This is a genomic window from Dysgonomonas sp. PF1-14, assembly GCF_029892965.1.
GTDB lineage: Bacteria > Bacteroidota > Bacteroidia > Bacteroidales > Dysgonomonadaceae > Dysgonomonas.
Genome location: NZ_JARXWN010000018.1, coordinates 1 through 22,621, shown reverse-complemented (window position 1 = coordinate 22,621; position 22,621 = coordinate 1). Strand labels below are relative to the sequence as shown.

Annotated in this window: 11 protein-coding genes; all 11 read left to right on the top strand. The window is 42.3% G+C overall.

Going from position 1 to position 22,621, the window contains the following annotated elements; genetic code table 11:
• The first annotated feature begins 10 nt into the window (after nt 1–10).
• The 11 genes from M2448_RS17195 (at nt 11) to M2448_RS17145 (ending at nt 22,545) form a co-directional block, all read left to right on the top strand.
• Nucleotides 11–10,000 carry an RHS repeat-associated core domain-containing protein gene (locus M2448_RS17195; protein WP_280647378.1) on the top strand — a complete coding sequence of 3,330 codons (9,990 nt, stop codon included), beginning with the start codon at nt 11–13 and terminating at the stop codon, nt 9,998–10,000.
• Nucleotides 10,001–10,003: 3 nt separating this feature from the next.
• Nucleotides 10,004–10,663, top strand: a complete 660-nt coding sequence (locus M2448_RS17190) for a hypothetical protein (RefSeq protein WP_280647377.1) — start codon at nt 10,004–10,006, stop codon at nt 10,661–10,663.
• 727 nt (nt 10,664–11,390) lie between these two features.
• Complete coding sequence (locus M2448_RS17185) at nt 11,391–13,556, top strand: RHS repeat-associated core domain-containing protein (RefSeq protein ID WP_280647429.1); 2,166 nt, start codon at nt 11,391–11,393, stop codon at nt 13,554–13,556.
• A 3-nt stretch (nt 13,557–13,559) separates the two neighbouring features.
• On the top strand, nt 13,560–14,120 hold the full coding sequence (locus M2448_RS17180) for a hypothetical protein (RefSeq protein ID WP_280647376.1): 561 nt from the start codon (nt 13,560–13,562) through the stop codon (nt 14,118–14,120).
• A gap of 134 nt (nt 14,121–14,254) precedes the next feature.
• A complete protein-coding gene (locus M2448_RS17175) occupies nt 14,255–15,316 on the top strand; it encodes an RHS repeat-associated core domain-containing protein (protein WP_280647375.1) in 1,062 nt (353 codons plus the stop codon).
• Nucleotides 15,313–15,711, top strand: a complete 399-nt coding sequence (locus M2448_RS17170) for a hypothetical protein (RefSeq protein WP_280647374.1) — start codon at nt 15,313–15,315, stop codon at nt 15,709–15,711. Before M2448_RS17175 ends, M2448_RS17170 begins: the two co-directional genes overlap by 4 nt.
• A 134-nt stretch (nt 15,712–15,845) precedes the next feature.
• The gene (locus M2448_RS17165) at nt 15,846–17,066 is read left to right on the top strand and encodes an RHS repeat-associated core domain-containing protein (RefSeq protein ID WP_280647373.1); all 1,221 of its coding nucleotides are present in this window, start codon (nt 15,846–15,848) and stop codon (nt 17,064–17,066) included.
• A gap of 8 nt (nt 17,067–17,074) precedes the next feature.
• The gene (locus M2448_RS17160) at nt 17,075–17,764 is read left to right on the top strand and encodes a hypothetical protein (protein ID WP_280647372.1); all 690 of its coding nucleotides are present in this window, start codon (nt 17,075–17,077) and stop codon (nt 17,762–17,764) included.
• Between the two features lie 887 nt (nt 17,765–18,651).
• On the top strand, nt 18,652–20,670 hold the full coding sequence (locus tag M2448_RS17155) for an RHS repeat-associated core domain-containing protein (protein WP_280647428.1): 2,019 nt from the start codon (nt 18,652–18,654) through the stop codon (nt 20,668–20,670).
• Nucleotides 20,671–20,691: 21 nt separating this feature from the next.
• A complete protein-coding gene (locus M2448_RS17150) occupies nt 20,692–21,027 on the top strand; it encodes a hypothetical protein (RefSeq protein ID WP_280648039.1) in 336 nt (111 codons plus the stop codon).
• A gap of 351 nt (nt 21,028–21,378) precedes the next feature.
• On the top strand, nt 21,379–22,545 hold the full coding sequence (locus M2448_RS17145; protein WP_280647370.1) for an RHS repeat-associated core domain-containing protein: 1,167 nt from the start codon (nt 21,379–21,381) through the stop codon (nt 22,543–22,545).
• The last annotated feature ends 76 nt before the right edge of the window (nt 22,546–22,621 follow it).

Genomic DNA, 22,621 nt, shown 5'->3' with positions numbered 1-22,621 from the left:
GAAGAAAAATATGTTAACCAAATATAAAAAACAGATAAGGACAGTCGCCTTTTGCGGGCTTTGCCTGTTAGTTGTTGCCGCCTTCGGATGGGCGATAAACAAGACAGAGGATAGCAATACACCGGCTGTTGCATACTACCAGGCTGCAAATGCAAGCCCTGTAGCTGTAACAGCTTCTGCAGAGGCAAATGATCAGGGCAAGCAGGTTGTTCCCAATAATACGGGGGATGCTGCAAGCACAACACCCATACAAGAAACAGCGGGTACCCTGCAATACCAGTCATCACAGACAGAAGGCTATATCGGCAGCTATGCCGGCAAACAGATCGATAACCCTGCCGATAATATCTTTACAGTAAGTATCGACAAGGCGCTATCAGCCGACGAAAAAATCTGGCTCAGCTACGAACTGAGCGGAGTCGCCGATTTTGCAGGCATACCGGTCAGCATCAACGACCGTCTGGCAACAGGCGGCTATCTGGTCAAACTATCGGAAGGCACTACCCTGCAACGCCAACAGCTAGATCCGGCGTGGCTGAAAAAAGGAGCTAACCGCATACAGTTCAGCCTGCCCGAAGGAGCTGACTACGGCTATAAAGTAAGCAACCTGTCCATCGAGATCGAAAAATCAGCCAATACATCAGCATTGGTTATCAATACCACACAGGCCAGTTATAACAACAAAGCCTACCTGCATGGATTTATACAGCAAAAAGATATAACAGGAGCCACTGTCTATGTAGACGGCAAAGAAGTAAACATCCGTAACGGGAGTTTTGAAGCACTAGTTCCGGTAAGCGACAGCCGTAAGGTAACGGTAAAAGCCGTACTAGCCAACGGAAAAGAGATTACAAAAGAAATCACTTTTACTACAGGGCAAACCGCCGATATCGAATATGCCCTCAATACCTATGTAGAGCAGAATGAAAAGACTTTCCGCAAAGGACAGGAAGACAAACTTCAAGTAGCCACAGCCCTGCTGTCAGTTGAGCCCGGTGCCTTGCTGTCAGATACAAAACATATCACCATCACCTCATTGCGTTCAGTCGACATAGCCGCATTGGATATGGGTATGAATAATGTAACGGCAGAACATAAAGGTTACCGCTTCCTGCCGCATGGCGAGCATTTTGCCGATGGCGCGACAGTAACGATCAAATACGACCGCACCAAGATACCTAACGGCTTTACCGAAGACGATATCCGTTCCTATTACTTTGATCTGGATACAAAACACTGGGTAGCGTTGGAACGTGATACCATTGACAAGAAGAACCAGCTTATCGTATCGCGCACCACCCACTTTACCGATATGATCAACGGTGTGATACAGACACCTGAATCACCCGAAACACAAGGCTTTGCCCCTACCATGATGAATGACATCAAAGCGGCAGACCCTACGGCTAAAGTACAACTTATCGCACCGCCGACAGCAAACAATCGCGGCTCGGCAGGGCTGAGCTATAGCTTTGAAATGCCCCCTGCCCGTAACGGCATGCAGCCATCTCTGGGCATACAGTACAATAGTGATGGCGGCAGTGGCTGGTTAGGTGAAGGCTGGGACTTATCGACTCCAAGCATTAGTGTAGATACCCGTTGGGGTGTACCACGCTATAATGACGAGCAGGAGACAGAGACATACTCCTTTAACGGCAGTATGCTGATGACAATGGACGACAACGGACAGCCATCCGTAGCCCATCGTGGCGACAAAATAGACCGTAAGGCAGACCGTCAGTTCTATCCTCGAAACGAAGGCTCTTTCTCGAAGATTATCCGTAAAGGCAGCAGTCCTGCCGATTATACATGGGAAGTAACCGACAAATCGGGTACAAAATACACTTATGATGCCATACTAAAAGGCACAGCCAAAACACTGAACGGCGACAAGGAAGTAGCTGTGGAATGGAAGCTTTCCCGCGTAGAAGAACTGCACGGCGACTGGATAGAATATGCATATGAAACAACAGACGAAGCCGTAAAAGGCAGCTTGACGGCCAAAGCCATCTACCTAACGGAAGTGCGTGCCGGCAGCAAAGGCAGCAATGCCCATACGGTAGTTACTTTGACAAGCACCTCACAGAAAGACAAGAAGACCAATTCAGCCAGATATGGCTTCTTGACATCAAGCAACAAACTATTGGATAAGGTAACAATAGCCTTTGAAGGTGAAACACTCAGAAGCTATACTTTTGACTATAAACAAGGTGCTTTCAATACTAACATCCTGACAAAGATCAACCATATAGATTCCAAAGGTGAAGTATTTGCCTCGCATGATATGGACTATTACGATGATGTAAAGTCCACCGAAGGCTACAAACCGTTCGAAGCACAGGCCGAAGAGTGGAATCTGCATGATGACGGTATAGATGCGGGCTTTGTTAATCCGGTATCAGCTTCCTTACAAAAAGGGGACTTTTCCGATAAAGTAAGCGCATTAGGAGGGAATAAAAGTACGAATAGCGGCGGATCGCTCTATGTCGGAGTCGGTCCGGGTAAAGATATACTATCAACAACAAATACCGGTGGAGCCAGTTTTAGCTATTCTTATTCAGAAGGCAGCGGGCTATCCACTCTTATCGACATAAATGGGGACGGTATTCCCGATAAAGTATTTGTACAAGACGGCGGCATGCATTACAGGCCGGGTAGCAGTCTTGGAGAATTTGGCGAAGCCATCGAGATAAGGGGAGCATCTCAGTTTTCATCTTCCTATACTAATACTACTTCGTTCGGAGCTAAGGTGAGTGCCTTTAAAGCTATGATCGGTACGGATAAGCGGACAATTAATACAAAAGTCAGCCGTTATTTTACCGATGTTAACGGGGATGGACTGCCCGATCTGGTTGTAGGAGGAAGTGTCTATTTCAACCATATAGAAAAAGATGAACAGGGAAATCTTGTTCCTGTATTTACTCTGAGCAGTGGTGATACACCAAGTCCTATTAGAGGAGGCGGGATAATAGATGATTCCGATACGGCAGTAGATCCACAGGAACAAGCCGAACTGATAGCCAATAATCCGCTACAGGATGCTGTCAGGGTATGGGTGGCTCCGTACGATGGTGTTGTGAATGTATCCGGCTCAGCTAAACTGGTAGAGCCCAATGGCGGTTATGATCTATCCTCCAAATCGGATGGAGTAAGGCTTGCCGTACAATTAAAGTCGCAGGAGGTCAAATCGCTTTCGATTACTGCTGATGATTTTTCAGCAAAAGATTTAAGTATATCCGGTCTGACGGTAAAGAAAAATGATAAAATCTACTTCCGTGTACAGGCAGGAACAACAGAAGATGCCAACGGAGAGAATGATAAGGTAGAGTGGGAGCCGTCGGTCAGCTATAGTAGTGTTATTACAGAAGATCCGAACGGATACACTCAGACCTTCTCGGCCGAAACAGGCAATATCATTACCGATTCTGGTATTACAGTTCTTCCGGAGAGAGATACCTATACTGTAAGAAGTACCTTTGTAAAACCGGTAACTTCCGATAGCCTGACATTAAGAGTGATTCTGGGAGATAATCAGACCGTATATCAAAGGGTATTTGCTGATCAGGAAACCTTCAATGGTGAAATAAATATTCCTGTGGAGAATACAATAGCTGCGAACCAAATGCAGTTTATTATCAGTTCTTCATCCAATATCGCTTGGGAACAAGTAGAATGGAAACCGGTTGTTTATTATTCCACTACGGCGGGAGGGGTTACCGTAGAATCCGGTTCTAAAGCCAGTGTCTTATTCGATGGTATCTATGAGCAGATATATAAACAAGGAACAGCTCATACTATAAAAAATAAAGGGAAAGCAGCAGTTACCTCCCGCCTTGTTTTCGACCCAGTAGCAACACCGGCTCAAATAAGCCAGACGCAGGGAGACTTCACCCTGACTATAAAGAAACAGACCGGAATTATTTATAAAGGCAAGGTCAAAGTCGCAAACGGTATTATCACAGAAGGAGCTGCGTTTACTACATCATTACCGGCAGAAAAAGTCTGGGTGGAGTTATTCTCCGCCGATACCGATATGAGCGGTTTTAAGCCTGTAGTATCCGTAATGACTATTATAAAAGATTCTCTGAATGTGAGTACTGAAATGCAAAGTTCAATCTACTACAAATGGGCAGAACAACGCTTCGGTCCGCTACATCGCAGTTGGGGGCAATTCTCCTACAATGCGATGGAAGGAAGAGCCACACAACCTATACAAGAAAACCTTCTTACATTACCACAAAGTGAGGATGATCCGAATATCAACCCTCAGTCAATGGTCTTTATGCCGATGAGCCCGGATGTACTTAGCCATACCTACTGGCAAGGCAGCGACCCACAGGTATATGTCAACGGAAAAATCATCAGTGCTTCACGTATGGGGCAAAAAGATGTTATCCTAGAGAATCCGTTATCCGGCTTAGGAAATGCAGGAAATAGTAGTGGGAACTGTATTCCGGGTAGTGGGGCTGTTGGTATCCGCAAAGAATCGAAATCAACGAGTATATCCGTAATGACCAGCTACAGTATAGGAACACTCAATACCGCAAGCGGGGAAGACGAAACGCTTACCGAATTTGTCGATATGAATGGTGACGGTTATCCCGATATTATATCGAAGAATCAGGCACAGCTGACCAATACATCCGGCGGTTTCGATGGGGAGATATTGAAATACAGAGGTTATCACCGTAGTGAATCATCTGTCAAAGCAGTCGGAGCCGGAGGGAATCCGATACATGCAGCTTCGATATCTGCGAAAACTGCTGCCGCTGCGCAATCAGCGGCATGGGCTGGGATAACAAAAAAAATGGCAGATAACAATCCTCAATTTTCAGGTCTACAGAGTGGGGCAGCCGATGCTCGAAAAGCAGCTGATGCAGACCAGTTAGCATTAGATAAAGCCAGGAATCAGGCGTACTTTGTACCGGGAGCCGAATTATCTGATAATGGAGACAAGGTTGTAGAAACATATATGGATGTCAACGGCGACGGATTACCGGATAAAATACTTTCTAATAAGCAAGTACAGCTGAATCTGGGCTATGGCTTTGCAGAAGCTGTAAACTGGGACTTAGATAAAGTACAGGAAGGCAGTAACACCGATGTGAGCCTGAGTCTGGGCTTCGACATAGCCGCATCCAGTTGGTCGGGAGGTATCGGCCTGAATACAAGCTTTACAAAATCCGATTATACGATGGCCGATGTCAATAGTGATGGACTGGTCGATAAGGTAAGAGTTTCGGGAGACAAAGTATATGTTTCATTTAATATAGGTAATTCCTTTACTCCTGAAATGGAATGGAAAGGACTGACCACAATGGGTAAAAGTTCATCTACGGGTGAATCCATTAACGGTTCGTTCACAACAGGTATTCCAATCCCGATAATCCCTCCTATAAGAATCGTATTTAATCCGGGTGCCAGTACAGGACACAGCATCAACCGCACTCTGTACGACCTGCGCGATGTAGACGGCGACGGCTACCCTGAGATCGTCTCATCCGATGAAGAAGGCAAGCTGACCGTTTACCGTTCTACCATAGCACGTACCAACAAGCTGAAATCGGTAAACAACCCGCTGGGTGGTAGCTTTACCCTCGATTACACACGCTCGCAGGCCACTTACGACCATCCGGGCGGCAAATGGGTAATGCGCTCCGTAGAAGTAAATGACGGGCTGAAAGACGACGGTGCCAATATGAAGACTGTGTTCGATTACGAAGAAGGACGCCATGAACGTCACGAACGCGAGTTCTTAGGATTCGGCAAAGTAACCACTATGAATATAGACACCGAAGCAGAGGAAGAAAACACCGTTTACCGTAAAGCCATACAGCAATACGATGTAAATAGCGTCTACACCGCAGGCAACCAGCTCAGCGCAGTAGTAGAAGACGCCGCAGGCAATAAATATACCGAAAGCGTAAACGAATACTACAGCTATAAGCTGACACCGTCGGCTGATAATTACAGCTTCACCGCAGACGATAACATCTGTACCGACCGCGCCATTGCCTTTACCCCTGTGAAATATACCAAATCGGTAGTTTACGAAGGACAGGCAGACGGCATGACAGCCAACGAAAGTTTTTATGAGTATTACCTCAATGGTAACTACGGTGACCTGAAAAACTACAAGTACAGCGATAAAGGCACACTGGGCAACAACGGTACAGGCGCATACAACTATATGACAGCCGTACAGTACACCCACAACACCGCCAAGCATATCTTCGGGCTGCCGGTGAATGTACAGGTGACAGGCTCTGACGGAGTAGTATATCGCCGTACACAGGCGGCTTATGATGTGAACTACGCCAACCACCTGACACAGGTGACACAAATCCTGAATGCAGCAGGCGACAAAGCCGTTATCGACATCGAATACGACAAGTTCGGTAATATCACCAAAAAGACATTGCCAGCCAACTACAAAGGGCAGCGCATGTGGTACAAATACCTCTACGACCGCGACTATAATATGTATGTGGAACGTGTGGAAGATGCCTTCGGTTACCGCTCCGAAATGGAGAACTACGACTACCGCTACGGTATGCCATTGCTCAGCCGCGATATGAATGGCTACACGTTGGAAACCACCATCGACCACATGGGGCGCGTAAGCACTATAACAGGGCCGAACGAACAGGTGTTGGGACTGCCGTATACTATTAAGTTTGAATATTACCCGCAAGTCACGAAAGATGCCAACGGCATCAAAGCTCCGGCCTATGCCGTAACCAAGCATTACGATCCGCAGCATCCGGGCGATGATCTGGAAACCGTAACCTTCACAGACGGGTTCGGGCGAGCTGTACAGGTGAAGAAAGACGGTGTGATCACCGAAACTACCAACGGAACCAATCCGGTGGATAAAAAAGTGATGATCGTCAGCGGACGCGCCAAGTTCGACCCGTTCGGACGTGTGATAGAAGCATTCTATCCGGTATCGGAAGCGATGGGCAGCAAGACAGTATTTAACCCTGCCTTTGACAATATTACTCCTACTAAGACTGAGTATGACGTTATGGACAGGGCAGTAAAAACCACCTTGCCGGACGGCAGCGAATCGCTGATGGAATACGGCAAGGATAACGGCAGCCGGACACTGGTAACTACCGTAACCGATGCGATGGGTGGAAAACAATCGACCTTTACCAACGGCTCGGGACTGACTGTGAAAACTGAACAGTACTCCGGCCCTGACGGTACGATCACTACACGCTTTGAGTTCGATGCCATCAACCAACTGTTGAAAGCCATCGACAACGGCAATAACGAGACCGTTTCGGCCTACGACATGGCAGGCAGAAGGACACAGGTGGTGCATCCGGCATCGGGCAAGACAAGCTTCGTGTACGACAACGTAAGCAACCTGCTCAGCAAGCAGACCGCCAATCTGGAGAAGGAAGACAAGTACATCACCTACGACTACGATTACAGCCGTCTGTCGGCGATCACTTATCCCGACCATCCGGAGAACAACGTGAAGTACACCTATGGCAACAAGAACGCAAGAGAGAACCGCGTAGGCAGATTGATGCTTCAGGAAGACGGCTCGGGAGCGCAGGAGTTCTTTTATGGCAGGCTGGGCGAACTGACCAAAGTACGCCGTACGCTGATCATCCCGAATCAGGCGATCGCCACCTATGTCACCCAATGGAAGTACGACAGCTGGAACCGCCTCGAAGAAATGATCTATCCGGATGAAGAGCGGATCACCTACTCATACAACACAGCCGGCTTACTAGAAAGCGTGAAAGGCGAAAAAGCCTATTCGTATAACTATGTGAACAAACTCGGTTACGACAAGTTCGAACAACGCATCTATATGAAGTACTGTAACGGTGCGGAAACCAATTATAGCTACGATCAAGAAAGAAGAAGGCTGGACAATTTATCGGTAACGGCCCCCTCTGGTTCCCCCGCGGGGGGAGGACTGATCCTCGACAACCGTTATACCTACGATAAGGTAGATAATGTTTTAAGCGTGGTCAACTCAGCAACACCCCCTACGGGGGCTGGGGGGCTCACTATGGGCGGACAGATGTCTCACACTTATAATTACGATGGACTGTATCGCCTGACCTCCGCAAGCGGTACGTATACAGGCGCTGGCAACACCCCTTCGGGGGGCAGGGGGGCCTCCTATACCCTCGAAATGGCTTATGACAACCTGCACAACATCACAAGTAAGAAACAGCATGTAGAGCAGAAGGGCATCCAGTTTGACGGCGTATTGAAAGCCGGTTATGAACTGGCGTATAACTACAACAGTGAAAAACCGCACCAGATAGCCAATATACAAGACGATAACTATCGTACAGAAGGAACCGATGCAAAAGACCCTATTAAGAAAGATCATGCTTACAGCTATGATGCAAATGGAAATCTGGTTTATGTAAATACCGCCAGAGAGAAAAAGGATGGTAGTCAAGATGCTAAGAGTACAGAACGCAAGCTGCTTTGGGACGAAGAGAACCGATTGGAAGCAATCGACGACAACGGTTTTGTAAGCAACTACTGGTACGATGCTGCGGGTGAACGTACGGTGAAAACATCGGGCGAAGGCGAGGAGATTTATGTGAACTCCCTGTTCAGTGGCGGCAGTACCCAGACGGCAGACTTTACGGCTTATGTGAATCCGTACATTGTAGTCAGCAGAGGCGGGCAGTACACCAAGCATATCTATATCGGATCACAAAGGATTGTAAGTAAGTTGGGTGATCTGGATAGTTATGGTAGCGACCCTAGACGTATCGAATATGCAGGGGCTAATGTGGATGGTGCGAAAGTTGACTATAAGACTAAGTATCAAAACCTACAACAGACCATCAAAGACCGCTACGCTGCTTTTGAAGTACCGTATCATGGTAAGGATAATGATGATTATGTGAATGGAAGCGGTTTCTGTTGCGATGATACGCCGCAGACCAAGTCCTTCGCTGCCGGTGCGAATGATAATCCGGAGCTGTTCCAGTATTATTATCATTCCGATCATTTGGGTAGTTCGAGTTTAATTACTAATTTGGACGGCGAAGTGGTACAGCATATCGAGTATGTGCCGTTCGGTGAGGTGTTTATTGAAGAACGCAACAACACATGGAATACTCCATATCTGTTTAATGCCAAAGAGTTGGATGAAGAGACGGGGCTGTACTACTACGGGGCGAGGTATTATGATCCGAGAACGAGTATTTGGTTAAGCGTGGATCCACTGGCTGAAGATTACCCTAATATATCCGCTTATGCGTACTGCGTAAATAATCCGATAAAGTATATTGATCCTGACGGAGAAGATATAGTTATTGCAGGCAAGAATAATTCTTCCATTACCATCGCAACGGATTTAATAAATGTAAATATCAACGCAGGCTCTCTTCTTGGCGATTTTGGGGGTAATTACAATTTAGCAGGGCAAGATATTCTGATTGCCGCCTTAGATATTGTTGGAATATTTGACCCAACAGGTATTGCAGACGTAGCTGCGGCAACACTTGAAGCGGAACAAGGTAATTGGGGCAATGCTCTTCTAAGCGGTTTTGGGGTGATCCCTTATATCGGAGATTTAGGTAAAGTTGCAAAAGTAAAGAAGCATGTTAAGACAATTGAGAAGGCAATTGAGGGAGCTAAGGCTTTAGATAAATCCTTAGAGGCTAGGAAAGCAGCGAAAATAGTACATGGAAACTCTAAAGCAAGCACAAAAGCGCAGCATGGTTATGAAATGCTAGATAAAACTACGGGGGAAATTTTAGAGTATGGTATAAGTGGCCAAAAACGAACTTCGAAACAAATTTTAAATGGAGAATCGCCAAGAATAAATCAAAAGTTGAAACAGAAGTATAATAATGATCCCAATGTAGGAGGAAGAGTTGTTAATGATAATATAGGTAAAAGACAACAAGGATTAGATTGGGAACATAACCAAGTTGATAACTTTGCTTCAGGAAACGGAGGGATTGCTCCTTCAAAACAAATATTACCAAAACCAAAAAAATAAAAAATGGGACTTAATCATATAGACTTAAGAACAACATACAAATCAATTCATGCTGGAGGATTTAATCCTGAAAGTCATGTTGTATCAGAGTTATATTGGTCTTTTTTGCGAAATTATTCAACACCTTCTGTTCAACAAATTACTATATTTATATCTGATGATTGGAATAATTCGTTGACAACACCAAAGAATGTTAAAGGGTTTAAAGAAGCCTTTGTTGATTTTGATTTTAAGATGTATTTTTCTTTAGATAAATTCAAAAAGAAACGAATGCAATTAGAGGCTATTAATGAGGGAATGGTACACATCGCTAAACAAGAAGGCTGGGATACTAACTCTTTGCAAGATGCTTATAATAATTGTTTGGAAAGAGATTTAGAATATCAGTTCAATATAGGCAAACCTAAATCATCCCCAAACAGGAGGTGTAAAATAGGGCTTTGGTGCAATTGGGACATAGATATCATTGAAGTATATTGGATTCTATATGATAAAAGCGGTAATGAAATAAAGCGCGAAAAGTTCATAGAAAAGTATTCTTTACAAGGAATATTTATTTACTATGTCAAATGGCAATGGTTAGATAACAATAAGGTCTTATTTGAAGAAACATATAGAAAAAAAGAAAAATGGGAAATAACGCCCTGTCCTTCGGGGTTGTAAACTCCCAAGTCAAAAGAGTAAGGATTTTGATCCCTCGCTTTCGCGCGATTTCATCGCGTGGTAATAGGATAAATTAGATTTTCCTGCCAGCCTTATCAGTTGGCAGGAAAATTATCTCTATAGAAAGGGAGGAAACAGTCAACAGAGATCAGTCAACAGTTAACAACAATAAATGAGTACAACTTTACATACGCTGCGCTCCTGTGACCGTTGGTTGTAAGTTTTTAGTTAAAATCACCGATGCGTCCGCGCACAAGGGATAGCGGCAAGTAGCCCGCAGCGTTAGCGAGGACTACAGCCAATAGCCCGACCCGCAGGGATGTGCCCAAAAGAGAAAAGTGAAAAACGTAGTGTAAAAAGTGTGTAGGTTTGTAAGGTTTTAGTTAAAATCATTTATGGCAACAAGAATGCAAGAGAGAACCGCGTAGGCAGATTGATGCTACAGGAAGACGGCTCGGGAGCGCAGGAGTTCTTTTATGGCAGGCTGGGCGAACTGACCAAAGTACGCCGTACGCTGATCATCCCGAATCAGGCGATCGCCACCTATGTCACCCAATGGAAGTACGACAGCTGGAACCGCCTCGAAGAGATGGTCTATCCCGATGAAGAGAAGATCACCTACTCATACAACACCGCCGGCTTGCTCGAAAGCGTGAAAGGCGAAAAGGCTTATTCGTACAACTATGTGAACAAGCTGGGCTACGACAAGTTCGAACAACGCATCTATATGAAGTACTGTAACGGTTCGGAAACCAATTATAGCTACGACCAAGAAAGAAGAAGGCTGGACAATTTATCGGTAACGGCCCCCTCTGGCTCCCCCGCGGGGGGAGGACTGATCCTCGACAACCGTTATACCTACGATAAGGTAGATAATGTTTTAAGCGTGGTCAACTCAGCAACACCCCCTACGGGGGCTGGGGGGCTCACTATGGGCGGACAGATGAGCCATACATACAATTATGACGGCTTGTATCGCCTGACCTCCGCAAGCGGTACGTATACAGGCGCTGGCAACACCCCTTCGGGGGGCAGGGGGGCTTCTTACACCCTCGAAATGGCTTATGACAACCTGCACAACATCACAAGCAAGAAACAGCATGTGGAGCAGAAGGGCATACAGTTTGACGGGGTATTGAAGGCAGGCTATGAACTGGCGTATAACTACAACAGTGAAAAACCCCACCAGATAGCCAATATACTGGACGAGAACTACCGTACCGAAGGTACAGATGCAAAAGACCCTACCAAAAAGGAACATAAGTACGAATACGATGCCAATGGTAACCTTGTTTATATCAATACCGAGCGTCCGAAGAAAGACGGTACACAGACACCGAAATCAACTGAACGCAAGCTGCTTTGGGACGAGGAGAACCGACTGGAAGCCATTGACGACAATGGATTCGTAAGCAACTACTGGTACGATGCTGCGGGTGAACGTACGGTGAAAACATCGGGTGAAGGCGAGGAGATTTATGTCAACTCCCTGTTCAGTGGCGGCAGTACGCAGACGGCGAACTTTACGGCTTATGTGAATCCATACATTGTAGTCAGCAAAGGCGGACAGTATACGAAGCATATTTATATCGGATCACAAAGGATAGTAAGTAAACTGGGTGATCTGGATAGTTATGGTAGCGACCCTAGACGTATCGAATATGCAGGGGCTAATGTAGATGGTGCGAAAGTAGATTATAAAACCAAGTACCAAAACCTACAGCAGACTATTAAAGACCGCTACAATAAATTCGAAGTACCGTATCATGGTAAGGATAATGATGATTATGTGAATGGACAAGGTTTCTGTTGTGATGACAGCAAGACACTAAAATCGTTCGCAGCCAGTGCAAATGACAATCCGGAACTATTCCAGTATTATTATCATAGTGATCATTTGGGTAGTTCAAGTTTAATTACTAATTTGGACGGCGATATGGTACAACATATCGAGTATGTTCCATTTGGAGAAGTGTTCATTGAAGAGAGAAACAACACATGGAATACTCCATACTTGTTTAATGCCAAAGAGTTGGATGAAGAGACAGGACTGTACTATTATGGGGCGAGGTATTATGATCCGAGAACGAGTATCTGGTTGTCTGTGGACCCAAGAGCGACAAAATACCCGAGTATGTCTCCTTATAATTATTGTGCAAATAACCCAATAAATGCCATTGATTTAAAAGGAGATACTATAACATTAAATTATAAAACAGGATTTTTCTCATTTATTGGTATAGGTACAAAACATACTTTCCAATATGAAAATGGAAGAGTATATCAGAATGGGGCTGAAATAACAGGAGATATGCATTCTAAACTTATAACGATGAAAGAAGGTTTAGATAACATTAATTCTACAGCTTCAGGAAGAGAGTTATTAGGTACTTTAGAATCTGCTCGGGGAAAATATAATATCACATTAGGGTATAAAAACTCTTATAAATCAGGGAATATAACTTGGAATCCTTCAGATAGAGGGGGGAGTCAACCTAACGCAGATGGAACCACAGGTAGAGATCCTTTTATAGCTCTAGCTCATGAACTTGGACATGGATATGATCGAATAACGAACGGAATAGTAAATTTAATTACAGAATGGTATTCCTTGCCTAAAGTTGACGGACAAACGGGTAGTAAGACTGTCTTTCAATCGGAAAAAGTAGCGACATGGATGGAAAATAGGATTCGTTCGGAGCATGGGTTCCCGTTGAGAGGTGCTTATTCTTTTGATTCAACAACACAGCCATGGACTCCTCATAATCAAGGCACTATTTTGACTCCAAGCGGTAGAACTAGTTCGACGATAAATATTTTCGGCAAAATTATACCATCGACAGCACCAACATCTGTTTGGGATAGTCTTAATCATATACCTTGGCGATATTGAGTTATGAAAGTTTTGCTATGTATATTTTCTTTCTTGTTTGTAGCCTGTAATACAATTAAATACAATAAACAAGAATGGACTGTTGAATATCCTAACAAGAATGATTCAACAATAATAAGAATTAGAGGCTTATATAATTCTAAGGGTAAATTATTTTATAACGATGGATCAAGTACAAATATGATGGATGATTTTTTAGAAAAAAAATCTATTCTATTTAAGCCAACAGATAAACAAATTTTAAAAGCAGAAAGTATAATTGTAGAAAAAAAATATGGAAAATATATCAAAGAATTCTATAGTTTTTATAGACAATATACTGGCTATATTTGTCAAGAAGGCGATACTGTCATTGTTGTGAACTATTTAAGAGCAAGAGCACTCAATCATGCAGAAAAACAAGGAAAACAATTAAGCTTTAACTTTGATGATATAATTTATGACGACGATAATGTTATCATGGGAAATAAAACAAGATTCGAAGCTCGGTCAAATGTATTTTTCGTAAATTTAACTTCTAATACAATAATGTCGACTTCAACATATTTCTGTTATCCCTATTAAAAAAATTACTATCCTCCGCTGCCGGCGATTCCCATCGTGTGGTAATATCAAGCTAAACCATTAGCCACTATAATTAATCTCCTCCTGCCGTTTTATCGACAGGGGGAGATTATACTAGGGACAACGATGATTATGTGAATGGACAGGGTTTCTGTTGTGATGACAGCAAGACACTAAAATCGTTCGCAGCCAGTGCAAATGATAATCCGGAGTTGTTCCAGTATTATTATCACTCCGATCATTTGGGTAGTAGCTCACTAATTACTAACTTAGACGGCGAAGTTGTGCAACATATCGAGTATGTGCCATTCGGAGAAGTGTTCATCGAAGAGCGGAACAATACTTGGAATACGCCGTATCTGTTTAATGCCAAAGAGTTGGATGAAGAGACGGGGTTGTATTATTATGGGGCGAGGTATTATGATCCGAGGACGAGTATTTGGCTGTCAGTAGATGCTCTGGCAACATACAATCCGTTTGAAGAAGAGAACTTTATTAATGGACAGCATAACGGAGGTATTTATAACTCATTCAATCATGGGGTTTATAGTTATTGTTATCAGAATCCTGTCAAATATGTAGACCCGAATGGAAAACAAGGAATACCAGGTGTCGTAATAGGCTTAGTAACTGAATACGGTTCGATTATTGGCGAAAAGATGCTATTTGAAGACATGAGCTTTATTGAAGCTAATAAAGATTTGTCTTGGTACGATGCTGGTAAAATTGCAATCGCTGGAGGAATGGGAGCTGTATCTGGTGTTGCAAAATTTACCAAATGGATAGCAAATCCTAAGAGTCAGAAAATTATTGGAAAGTTATTAGAAGTAGGGTTAAATGTTTTGGAAGAAGCAATAAAAACATATATAGATCCTGATACAGATTTTGATTTAACATCAGTACTTGCAGGAGTTCTTGCTGATGTAGGTATGGGGCATCTCTTACCTTCAACGAAAGTCTTTAAAGAAGTAGCGGATAATGCTCAATCGAAAATTAATAGAGCAACAGATTTAATGACCAGGTCATCAGCGACAGAAAGTGTTATTAATAAGCAGTCTAAGGTTGTTAAAGAAGCTACATTAGACAAAAACTTAAATCAAACATTAGACTTCATGCAAGATGTAGGTAGAGGAACTGTTCAGAAAATGACTGGGAATAAGGTTTCAGACATTGTGCAAGAGAAAACACAAAAATGAAGAAACAATATATAATTCTTATGATTTTAGCTTCTCTTAATTTTTTATTTTGGGGAGGATTTAGATTACGTTGTGATTATGTAGAAAATAATACTCAACCAATTAAATGTGAAATTTTGAAAATCCATTGTATGAAAGGTATGAGAGATAACAATCGATGCGAATTACGATATAATAATAAAATCTATACCAGTATTAATTTAGTAAATGGATGTGAAAAATATTCTACGGGCACAAATACTACTGACTTTTACTATGATTCTGTTTTTGACAGGGTGTTTTGTAAGAGTCTTATTACAAATGTTATAGTGGTAGTATTTGCAACTTTCTTTGTTTTGTCCTTTATTCCATTAATTGATTATTTAAGAAAAAAAAGAAATTTCAAAGAAAAGTGAAAGCTTGTTTGTTTCCTGCTCTTATGCGATTGCATCGCGTAGTAATACTAAGCTAAACCATTAGTCACTGTATTAAATCTCTCCCTGCCGTTTTATCGACAGGGGGAGATTATACTAGGGACAACGATGATTATGTGAATGGACAGGGTTTCTGTTGTGATGACAGCAAGACACTAAAATCCTTCGCTGCCAGTGCAAATGACAATCCGGAGCTGTTCCAGTATTATTATCACTCCGATCATTTGGGTAGTTCGAGTTTAATTACTAACTTGGACGGCGAAGTGGTACAGCATATCGAGTATGTGCCATTCGGAGAAGTGTTCATCGAAGAGCGGAACAATACGTGGAATACGCCATATCTGTTTAATGCCAAGGAGTTGGATGAAGAGACGGGGCTGTATTATTACGGGGCGAGGTATTATGATCCGAGAACAAGTATTTGGTTGAGTACTGATCCGTTGCAGGAGAAATATCCGAATATTTCTACATATGCGTATTGTATCCAGAATCCTGTTAAGTATGTGGATCCGAATGGAATGGATTGGTATCAACATGCTGAGAGCGGAGGTACATTCTGGCAGGAAGGAAATGCGGGTCATGTGGACAGAGACGGTCTGAGGTATAATAATATTGGAGCAGCCTATGTAGACATAACTGGCAATATGTCTGTTTCGTTTATGCAGGACCAAGTATTGAGTGTTAACTTCTTGGATGAAAGTACAAGTGGTGGCGATAGATTTGGTTCACAATTAAGTCAGGGAGAAAAATCTTTCTTTGATAAGTGGAGAGATAATGCGCCAATTACTTATAGTATCATAAATGATGCTTATGTAACTTTGCAACCCCTTACATTTGAACTCATTACAGGTGGAGGGCGAGTTAATGAATTTACAGGAGGGCATGCTCTTGTAAATTTGGATGGAACGACTAACTATAAAGGAATTGATTCGGCTACAAGAACAATGGCTCTTCTTTTTAGCTTTTGTGGAGGAGGAGCTTCATCAAGTACTGCCACTGCAGCTAAGGGTGGAATGAGCGATTTGCAGCTTCTAACAAAGGCTGCACAGAAAGCAGAGGTAGCCATTGGAGGTTCTGGGGGTGTTGCTGGAACATTAAAACACACTTATGCTAAAAATCTATTAGGACGTTATCAAAGTATTTATGGAGATAGGGGGCTTAGCGTAGGGAGTAATTATTTTAATGGCCCAGCAGGTAAAGGTTTTTTAGATGTGGTTAATCATAATACCAAGATGATTTACGATTTCAAGTTTGGTAACGCCTTTATGAGTAATTCTCAATATTTAAAATACTCAAATAGTTTCCCTGGATATGGGATACAAATAATTAAACCCTAAAAATAAGAATGGGAATAGATAAAACAATAAAAAAGAAAATAATTGAGGAATGGCTAAATGCCTTTCCTCAATTAACATTGTATTCTCAGAACAAGTTATATAAGGTAGTTGGTTCTTGTATTCTTGGAATAGAATTGATAAAATCCCCATTTACGGAGAATTACAGCCCCTATTTTGTAATATACCCTATTTGGAAGAAGAATGTAAAAGCAAATTTTGATTACCCTATTTTTTTAAAGGATTTCAAAAATAAAAAAGGGTTTCAGTATGATATACCTTATGAAAAGCACAGCGTCTTTTTTGATGATGTGTTAGATAGTATAAGAAAACAAACGCCATTGCCTTTTGAGGGAAGTCTCTCTTTTAAAAAAGTAGAAACTGCGATAGATGATAATTCTAAAGTTCCACCATTAAGTGCAGCTCCTAACTCTTATTTGCAAGCAGCACTTCAGGAGGCGAAGCTTAAGATAGCTTTATTCATAAGTAGTGAAGAAGCCCAAAGGGTATTTGAACAAATCAATAAAAGAAGTTGGGATGTAAAACACTTTAAGGCTTGTGGAGTAGATATAAGTAAATGGCTTCAAAGTCTACAGGAAACAATATTTAATAGAGAGGATTTTCTAAAACAGATTGAAGTAAATAAGCAGGAAAAAAAAATATTGCAGCTTAAAAGTTCAGACCTTATACTTTCTTTCTAGTCAAAGCACGCCCTCACTCCCGCACTTCTATCGTGTGGTACTGATCAGCTAAATCATTAGCCACTATAAAAGAATCTCCCCCTGCCGAATTATTGACAGGGGGAGATTCTTTTATACTATATTTTCAGTTGAAAAAAATAAAAATCCTTTACCCTATAATATCTTTAATCAGCTTAGCAAACTCCTCCGGGTTTCTTCTGCAATCCCATACTGACACAACATACCACTGCTCCCGCGCGATTGTATCGCGTGGTAATAAAATAAATTAGATTTTCCTGCCAGCATTATCCGTTGGCAGGAAAATTATCTCTATAGAAAGGGAGGAAACAGTCAACAGTGATCAGTCAACAGTTAACAACAATAAATGAGTACAACTTTACATACGCTGCGCTCCTGTGACCGTTGGTTGTAAGTTTTTAGTTAAAATCACCGATGCGTCCGCCGCACAAGGACTACCGCCAATAGCCCGACCCGCAGGGATGTGCCCAAAAGAGAAAAGTGAAAAACGTAGTGTAAAAAGTGTGTAGGTTTGTAAGGTTTTAGTTAAAATCACCTATGGCAACAAGAACGCAAGAGAGAACCGCGTAGGCAGATTGATGCTACAGGAAGACGGATCGGGAGCGCAGGAGTTCTTTTATGGCAGGCTGGGCGAACTGACCAAAGTACGCCGTACGCTGATCATCCCGAACCAGGCGATCGCCACCTATGTTACCCAATGGAAGTACGACAGCTGGAACCGCCTCGAAGAGATGGTCTATCCCGATGAAGAGAAGATCACCTACTCATACAACACCGCCGGCTTGCTTGAAAGCGTGAAAGGCGAAAAGGCTTATTCGTACAACTATGTGAACAAACTCGGTTACGACAAGTTCGAACAACGCATCTATATGAAGTACTGTAACGGAGCGGAAACCAATTATAGCTACGATCAAGAAAGAAGAAGGCTGGACAATTTATCGGTAACGGCCCCCTCTGGCTCCCCCGCGGGGGGAGGACTGATCCTCGACAACCGTTATACCTACGATAAGGTAGATAATGTTTTAAGCGTGGTCAACTCAGCAACACCCCCTTCGGGGGGCAGGGGGGCTTCCTATACCCTCGAAATGGCCTACGACAACCTGCACAACATCACAAGCAAGAAACAGCATGTGGAGCAGAAAGGCATACAGTTTGACGGAGTATTGAAGGCAGGCTATGAACTGGCGTATAACTACAACAGTGAAAAACCGCACCAGATAGCCAATATACTGGACGACAACTACCGTACCGAAGGCACTGACGATAAAGAGCTGACCAAAAAGGAACATAAGTACGAATACGATGCCAACGGTAACCTTGTCTATATCAATACCGAGCGTCCGAAGAAAGACGGTACACAGACACCGAAATCAACTGAACGCAAGTTGCTTTGGGACGAAGAGAACCGACTGGAAGCCATCGACGACAACGGCTTTGTAAGCAACTACTGGTATGATGCAGCGGGTGAACGTACGGTGAAAACATCGGGTGAAGGCGAGGAGATTTATGTCAACTCCCTGTTTAGCGGAGGCAACACACAGACGGCAGACTTTACCGCCTATGTGAATCCGTATATTGTTGTATCAAAAGGCGGACAGTACACCAAGCATATCTATATCGGCAGTCAGCGTATCGTAAGTAAGCTGGGCGACTTAGATAGCTACGGCCCTGATCCGCGCAGAGTAGAATATGCGGGAAGTAATGTAGACGGAGCCAAAGTGGATTACAAGGCCAAGTACCAGGCCTTGCAGCAGACCATCAAAGACCGCTACAATAAGTTCGAAGTACCGTATCATGGCAAGGATAACGATGATTATGTGAATGGAAGCGGTTTCTGCTGTGACGATACGCCGCAGACCAAGTCCTTTGCAGCCGGTGCAAATGATAATCCGGAGTTGTTCCAGTATTATTATCATAGTGATCATTTGGGTAGTTCGAGTTTAATTACTAATTTGGACGGCGAAGTGGTACAGCATATCGAGTATGTGCCGTTCGGTGAAGTGTTTATTGAAGAACGAAACAATACTTGGAATACTCCATATCTGTTTAATGCCAAAGAGTTGGATGAAGAGACGGGGTTGTACTATTATGGGGCACGATACTACGATCCACGTACTTCAATATGGCTGAGTGTAGATGCTTTAGCGACGTACAATCCGTTTGAACAGGAGAACTTTATTGAAGGACAGCATAATGGAGGTATATATAACTCATTTAATCATGGGGTTTATACTTATTGTTATCAAAATCCAGTTAAGTTGATTGACCCGAATGGGAAGCAAACAAAACCGATTCAAACATTTACAGTCCATGAGTATGTTAATTATTGGAAACAGAATTATAATGGAGGGAGAGATATTAAAACAGGTCAATATCAAACTCTATATGCTGGTTGTATTGGCGTTACCGCTCTAAATTTAGGTATGTCAGGAACACTTACTATCACCCCCCGCCACGCACCTCCTACATATCCAGCTTTTGAATCTTTGAATTTAGCCCAAAATGAGGCGAAAAAGATGATGCAAACAATTAAGGACAATCCAGATATTTATAATAATGGGGAGCATGTTGTTATATTTGCAATGAGATTCTGGGTTCCTTACAAAAATCGAAAAGATTTCAAAACAGATGAGAATGGAAGAGTAGACATGAGCACATATAGTTACAAATGGAGAAATGAAGGTAGAACGAATTTTGACTTTGGCTTCTACGATGGTCAATATTGGTGGCATGGGAATCATGATCATGATCCTCCTGAAAAATATATGAAAGTCTATAAAAGTACATTAGAACATTTTGAAAGGGATTTATATGACTTTAGTCATACTGTATTTATACCAGCTATCTCAACACAGAAAATAGAGAAAGCAAAAATAAAGCAAAAATAATAAATGCAAAGTATAAAGAATATGCAATATATACTTATATCATTAGTTTTTTTTATGGTAAGTTGTAATCAACCAAAAGATAACACCCTTGATAATAACAGGCCTGAGATAACTACGGTAGAGGGTCTTGCAAAAATGGCCAAAAGGGGACCTATTTTAGTCACAGAAAAAGATGAAATATACTATATTAAAGATTTTGATTATTGGAATGATTCTATAATAGGTAAAAAAATCAGAGTGGAAGCAATTTTAACGATTAAAAAAGATTCAACTGAAAATGAAAATATTATAGTGCAATCTATGGGTAATTCAGAAATTAATTATTTAAAAATTATTGAATATACTATTTTAAAATAGGTTCAGTAATGTATCGCATTAAAGAATAACCTTCGTTCGGCGTAGGCTCCGCCTACGTTGAAACTAAAAACAAGGCTCTACCTTGACTATAAAGAAAGATAATTTCCTGCCGATGCTTTTTTCGGCAGGAAATTTATCTAATAGATAGCGACAAGCGTGTTGCAAAAAGAAAAAGTAACAAGAAAAAAGAACGGAAAAGGTGTCACTTATGTCACTTTTAACAATTTATTCGGTTACTGATATGATGCAGGTGAAGAGCGTGTTATCAAGACCAGCGGCGAAGGCGAGGAGATTTATGTCAATTCCCTGTTCAGCGGCGGCAACACACAGACGGCGAACTTTACCGCCTATGTGAATCCGTACATTGTAGTCAGCAAAGGCGGACAGTACACCAAGCATATCTATATAGGCAGTCAAAGGATCGTAAGTAAGCTGGGTGACTTAGACAGCTACGGCAGCGATCCGCGCAGAGTAGAATATGCGGGAAGTAATGTGGATGGTGCCAAAGTAGATTATAAGACCAAGTACCAGGCCTTGCAACAAACCATCAAAGACCGCTACGCTGCTTTTGAAGTACCATATCATGGTAAGGATAATGATGATTATGTGAATGGAAGCGGTTTTTGTTGTGATGATTCACCGACGACTAAATCGTTTGCCGCCAATGCAAATGACAATCCGGAGTTGTATCAGTATTATTATCATTCCGATCATTTGGGTAGTTCGAGTTTAATTACTAATTTGGACGGCGAAGTAGTACAGCATATTGAGTATGTGCCGTTCGGAGAAGTATTTATCGAAGAACGCAATAATACGTGGAATACTCCATATCTGTTTAATGCCAAAGAGTTGGATGAAGAGACGGGGTTGTATTATTATGGGGCGAGGTATTATGATCCGAGAGTGTCAATCTGGCTCGGAGTTGATCCGCAAGCAGAAGATTATCCAAATGTCTCACCTTATACTTACTGTGCTAACAATCCTATTCTATATAATGATCCGAATGGAAAGTGGATCATTTTAAATGATGGTGTTGATACATATACTTATAGAAATGGCGTAGTGTATCAAAATAAGATAAACTTTTCAACAGGTAGATTTGAAGAATCGGTTTATAACCCTCCTACTGGTGGTTTTGTTGAATCGATGGTAACGGCTTTGAATAATTTACAAACTGAGGCTCCAATTACTGGTACTGCCATATTGAATTATTTCTCTAATGATAAAAGAAATGTAGAGATAAATAGGAGTACAAATACTAAAGCCAAAGATGAAAGGAATGATAGTAATGTAATCGCTTTAACAGCTCAAGCCTACCCTAGTATGTATATAGATATTGCTAGTGCTTCATTGCCAACACAAGGAGGAATGCAGGTTGCTCCTATTTGGTTAATAATAGGACATGAATTATCTCATGCAATAGACGGCTTTGTTAGAGGCTTTTCTGTGGCAAATAATAAACGTGATGGGCTGTTCTTCAAGGATATTGATAAGTTAGGTGAAATAGTTTCGATCTGATCTGACAGTTAAAGGGCAAACAATTAAGTTTGTATTGCTTAATAAACAAAAAGTTTAACCCTTTAACTTATCAGAA

Bases quoted from the DNA above. Each gene is read 5' to 3' on its own strand.
- M2448_RS17195 (WP_280647378.1), top strand. From the start codon at position 11: ATGTTAACCAAATATAAAAAACAGATAAGGACAGTCGCCTTTTGCGGG.
- M2448_RS17190 (WP_280647377.1), top strand. From the start codon at position 10,004: ATGGGACTTAATCATATAGACTTAAGAACAACATACAAATCAATTCAT.
- M2448_RS17185 (WP_280647429.1), top strand. From the start codon at position 11,391: ATGAAGTACTGTAACGGTTCGGAAACCAATTATAGCTACGACCAAGAA.
- M2448_RS17180 (WP_280647376.1), top strand. From the start codon at position 13,560: ATGAAAGTTTTGCTATGTATATTTTCTTTCTTGTTTGTAGCCTGTAAT.
- M2448_RS17170 (WP_280647374.1), top strand. From the start codon at position 15,313: ATGAAGAAACAATATATAATTCTTATGATTTTAGCTTCTCTTAATTTT.
- M2448_RS17160 (WP_280647372.1), top strand. From the start codon at position 17,075: ATGGGAATAGATAAAACAATAAAAAAGAAAATAATTGAGGAATGGCTA.
- M2448_RS17155 (WP_280647428.1), top strand. From the start codon at position 18,652: ATGAAGTACTGTAACGGAGCGGAAACCAATTATAGCTACGATCAAGAA.
- M2448_RS17150 (WP_280648039.1), top strand. From the start codon at position 20,692: ATGCAATATATACTTATATCATTAGTTTTTTTTATGGTAAGTTGTAAT.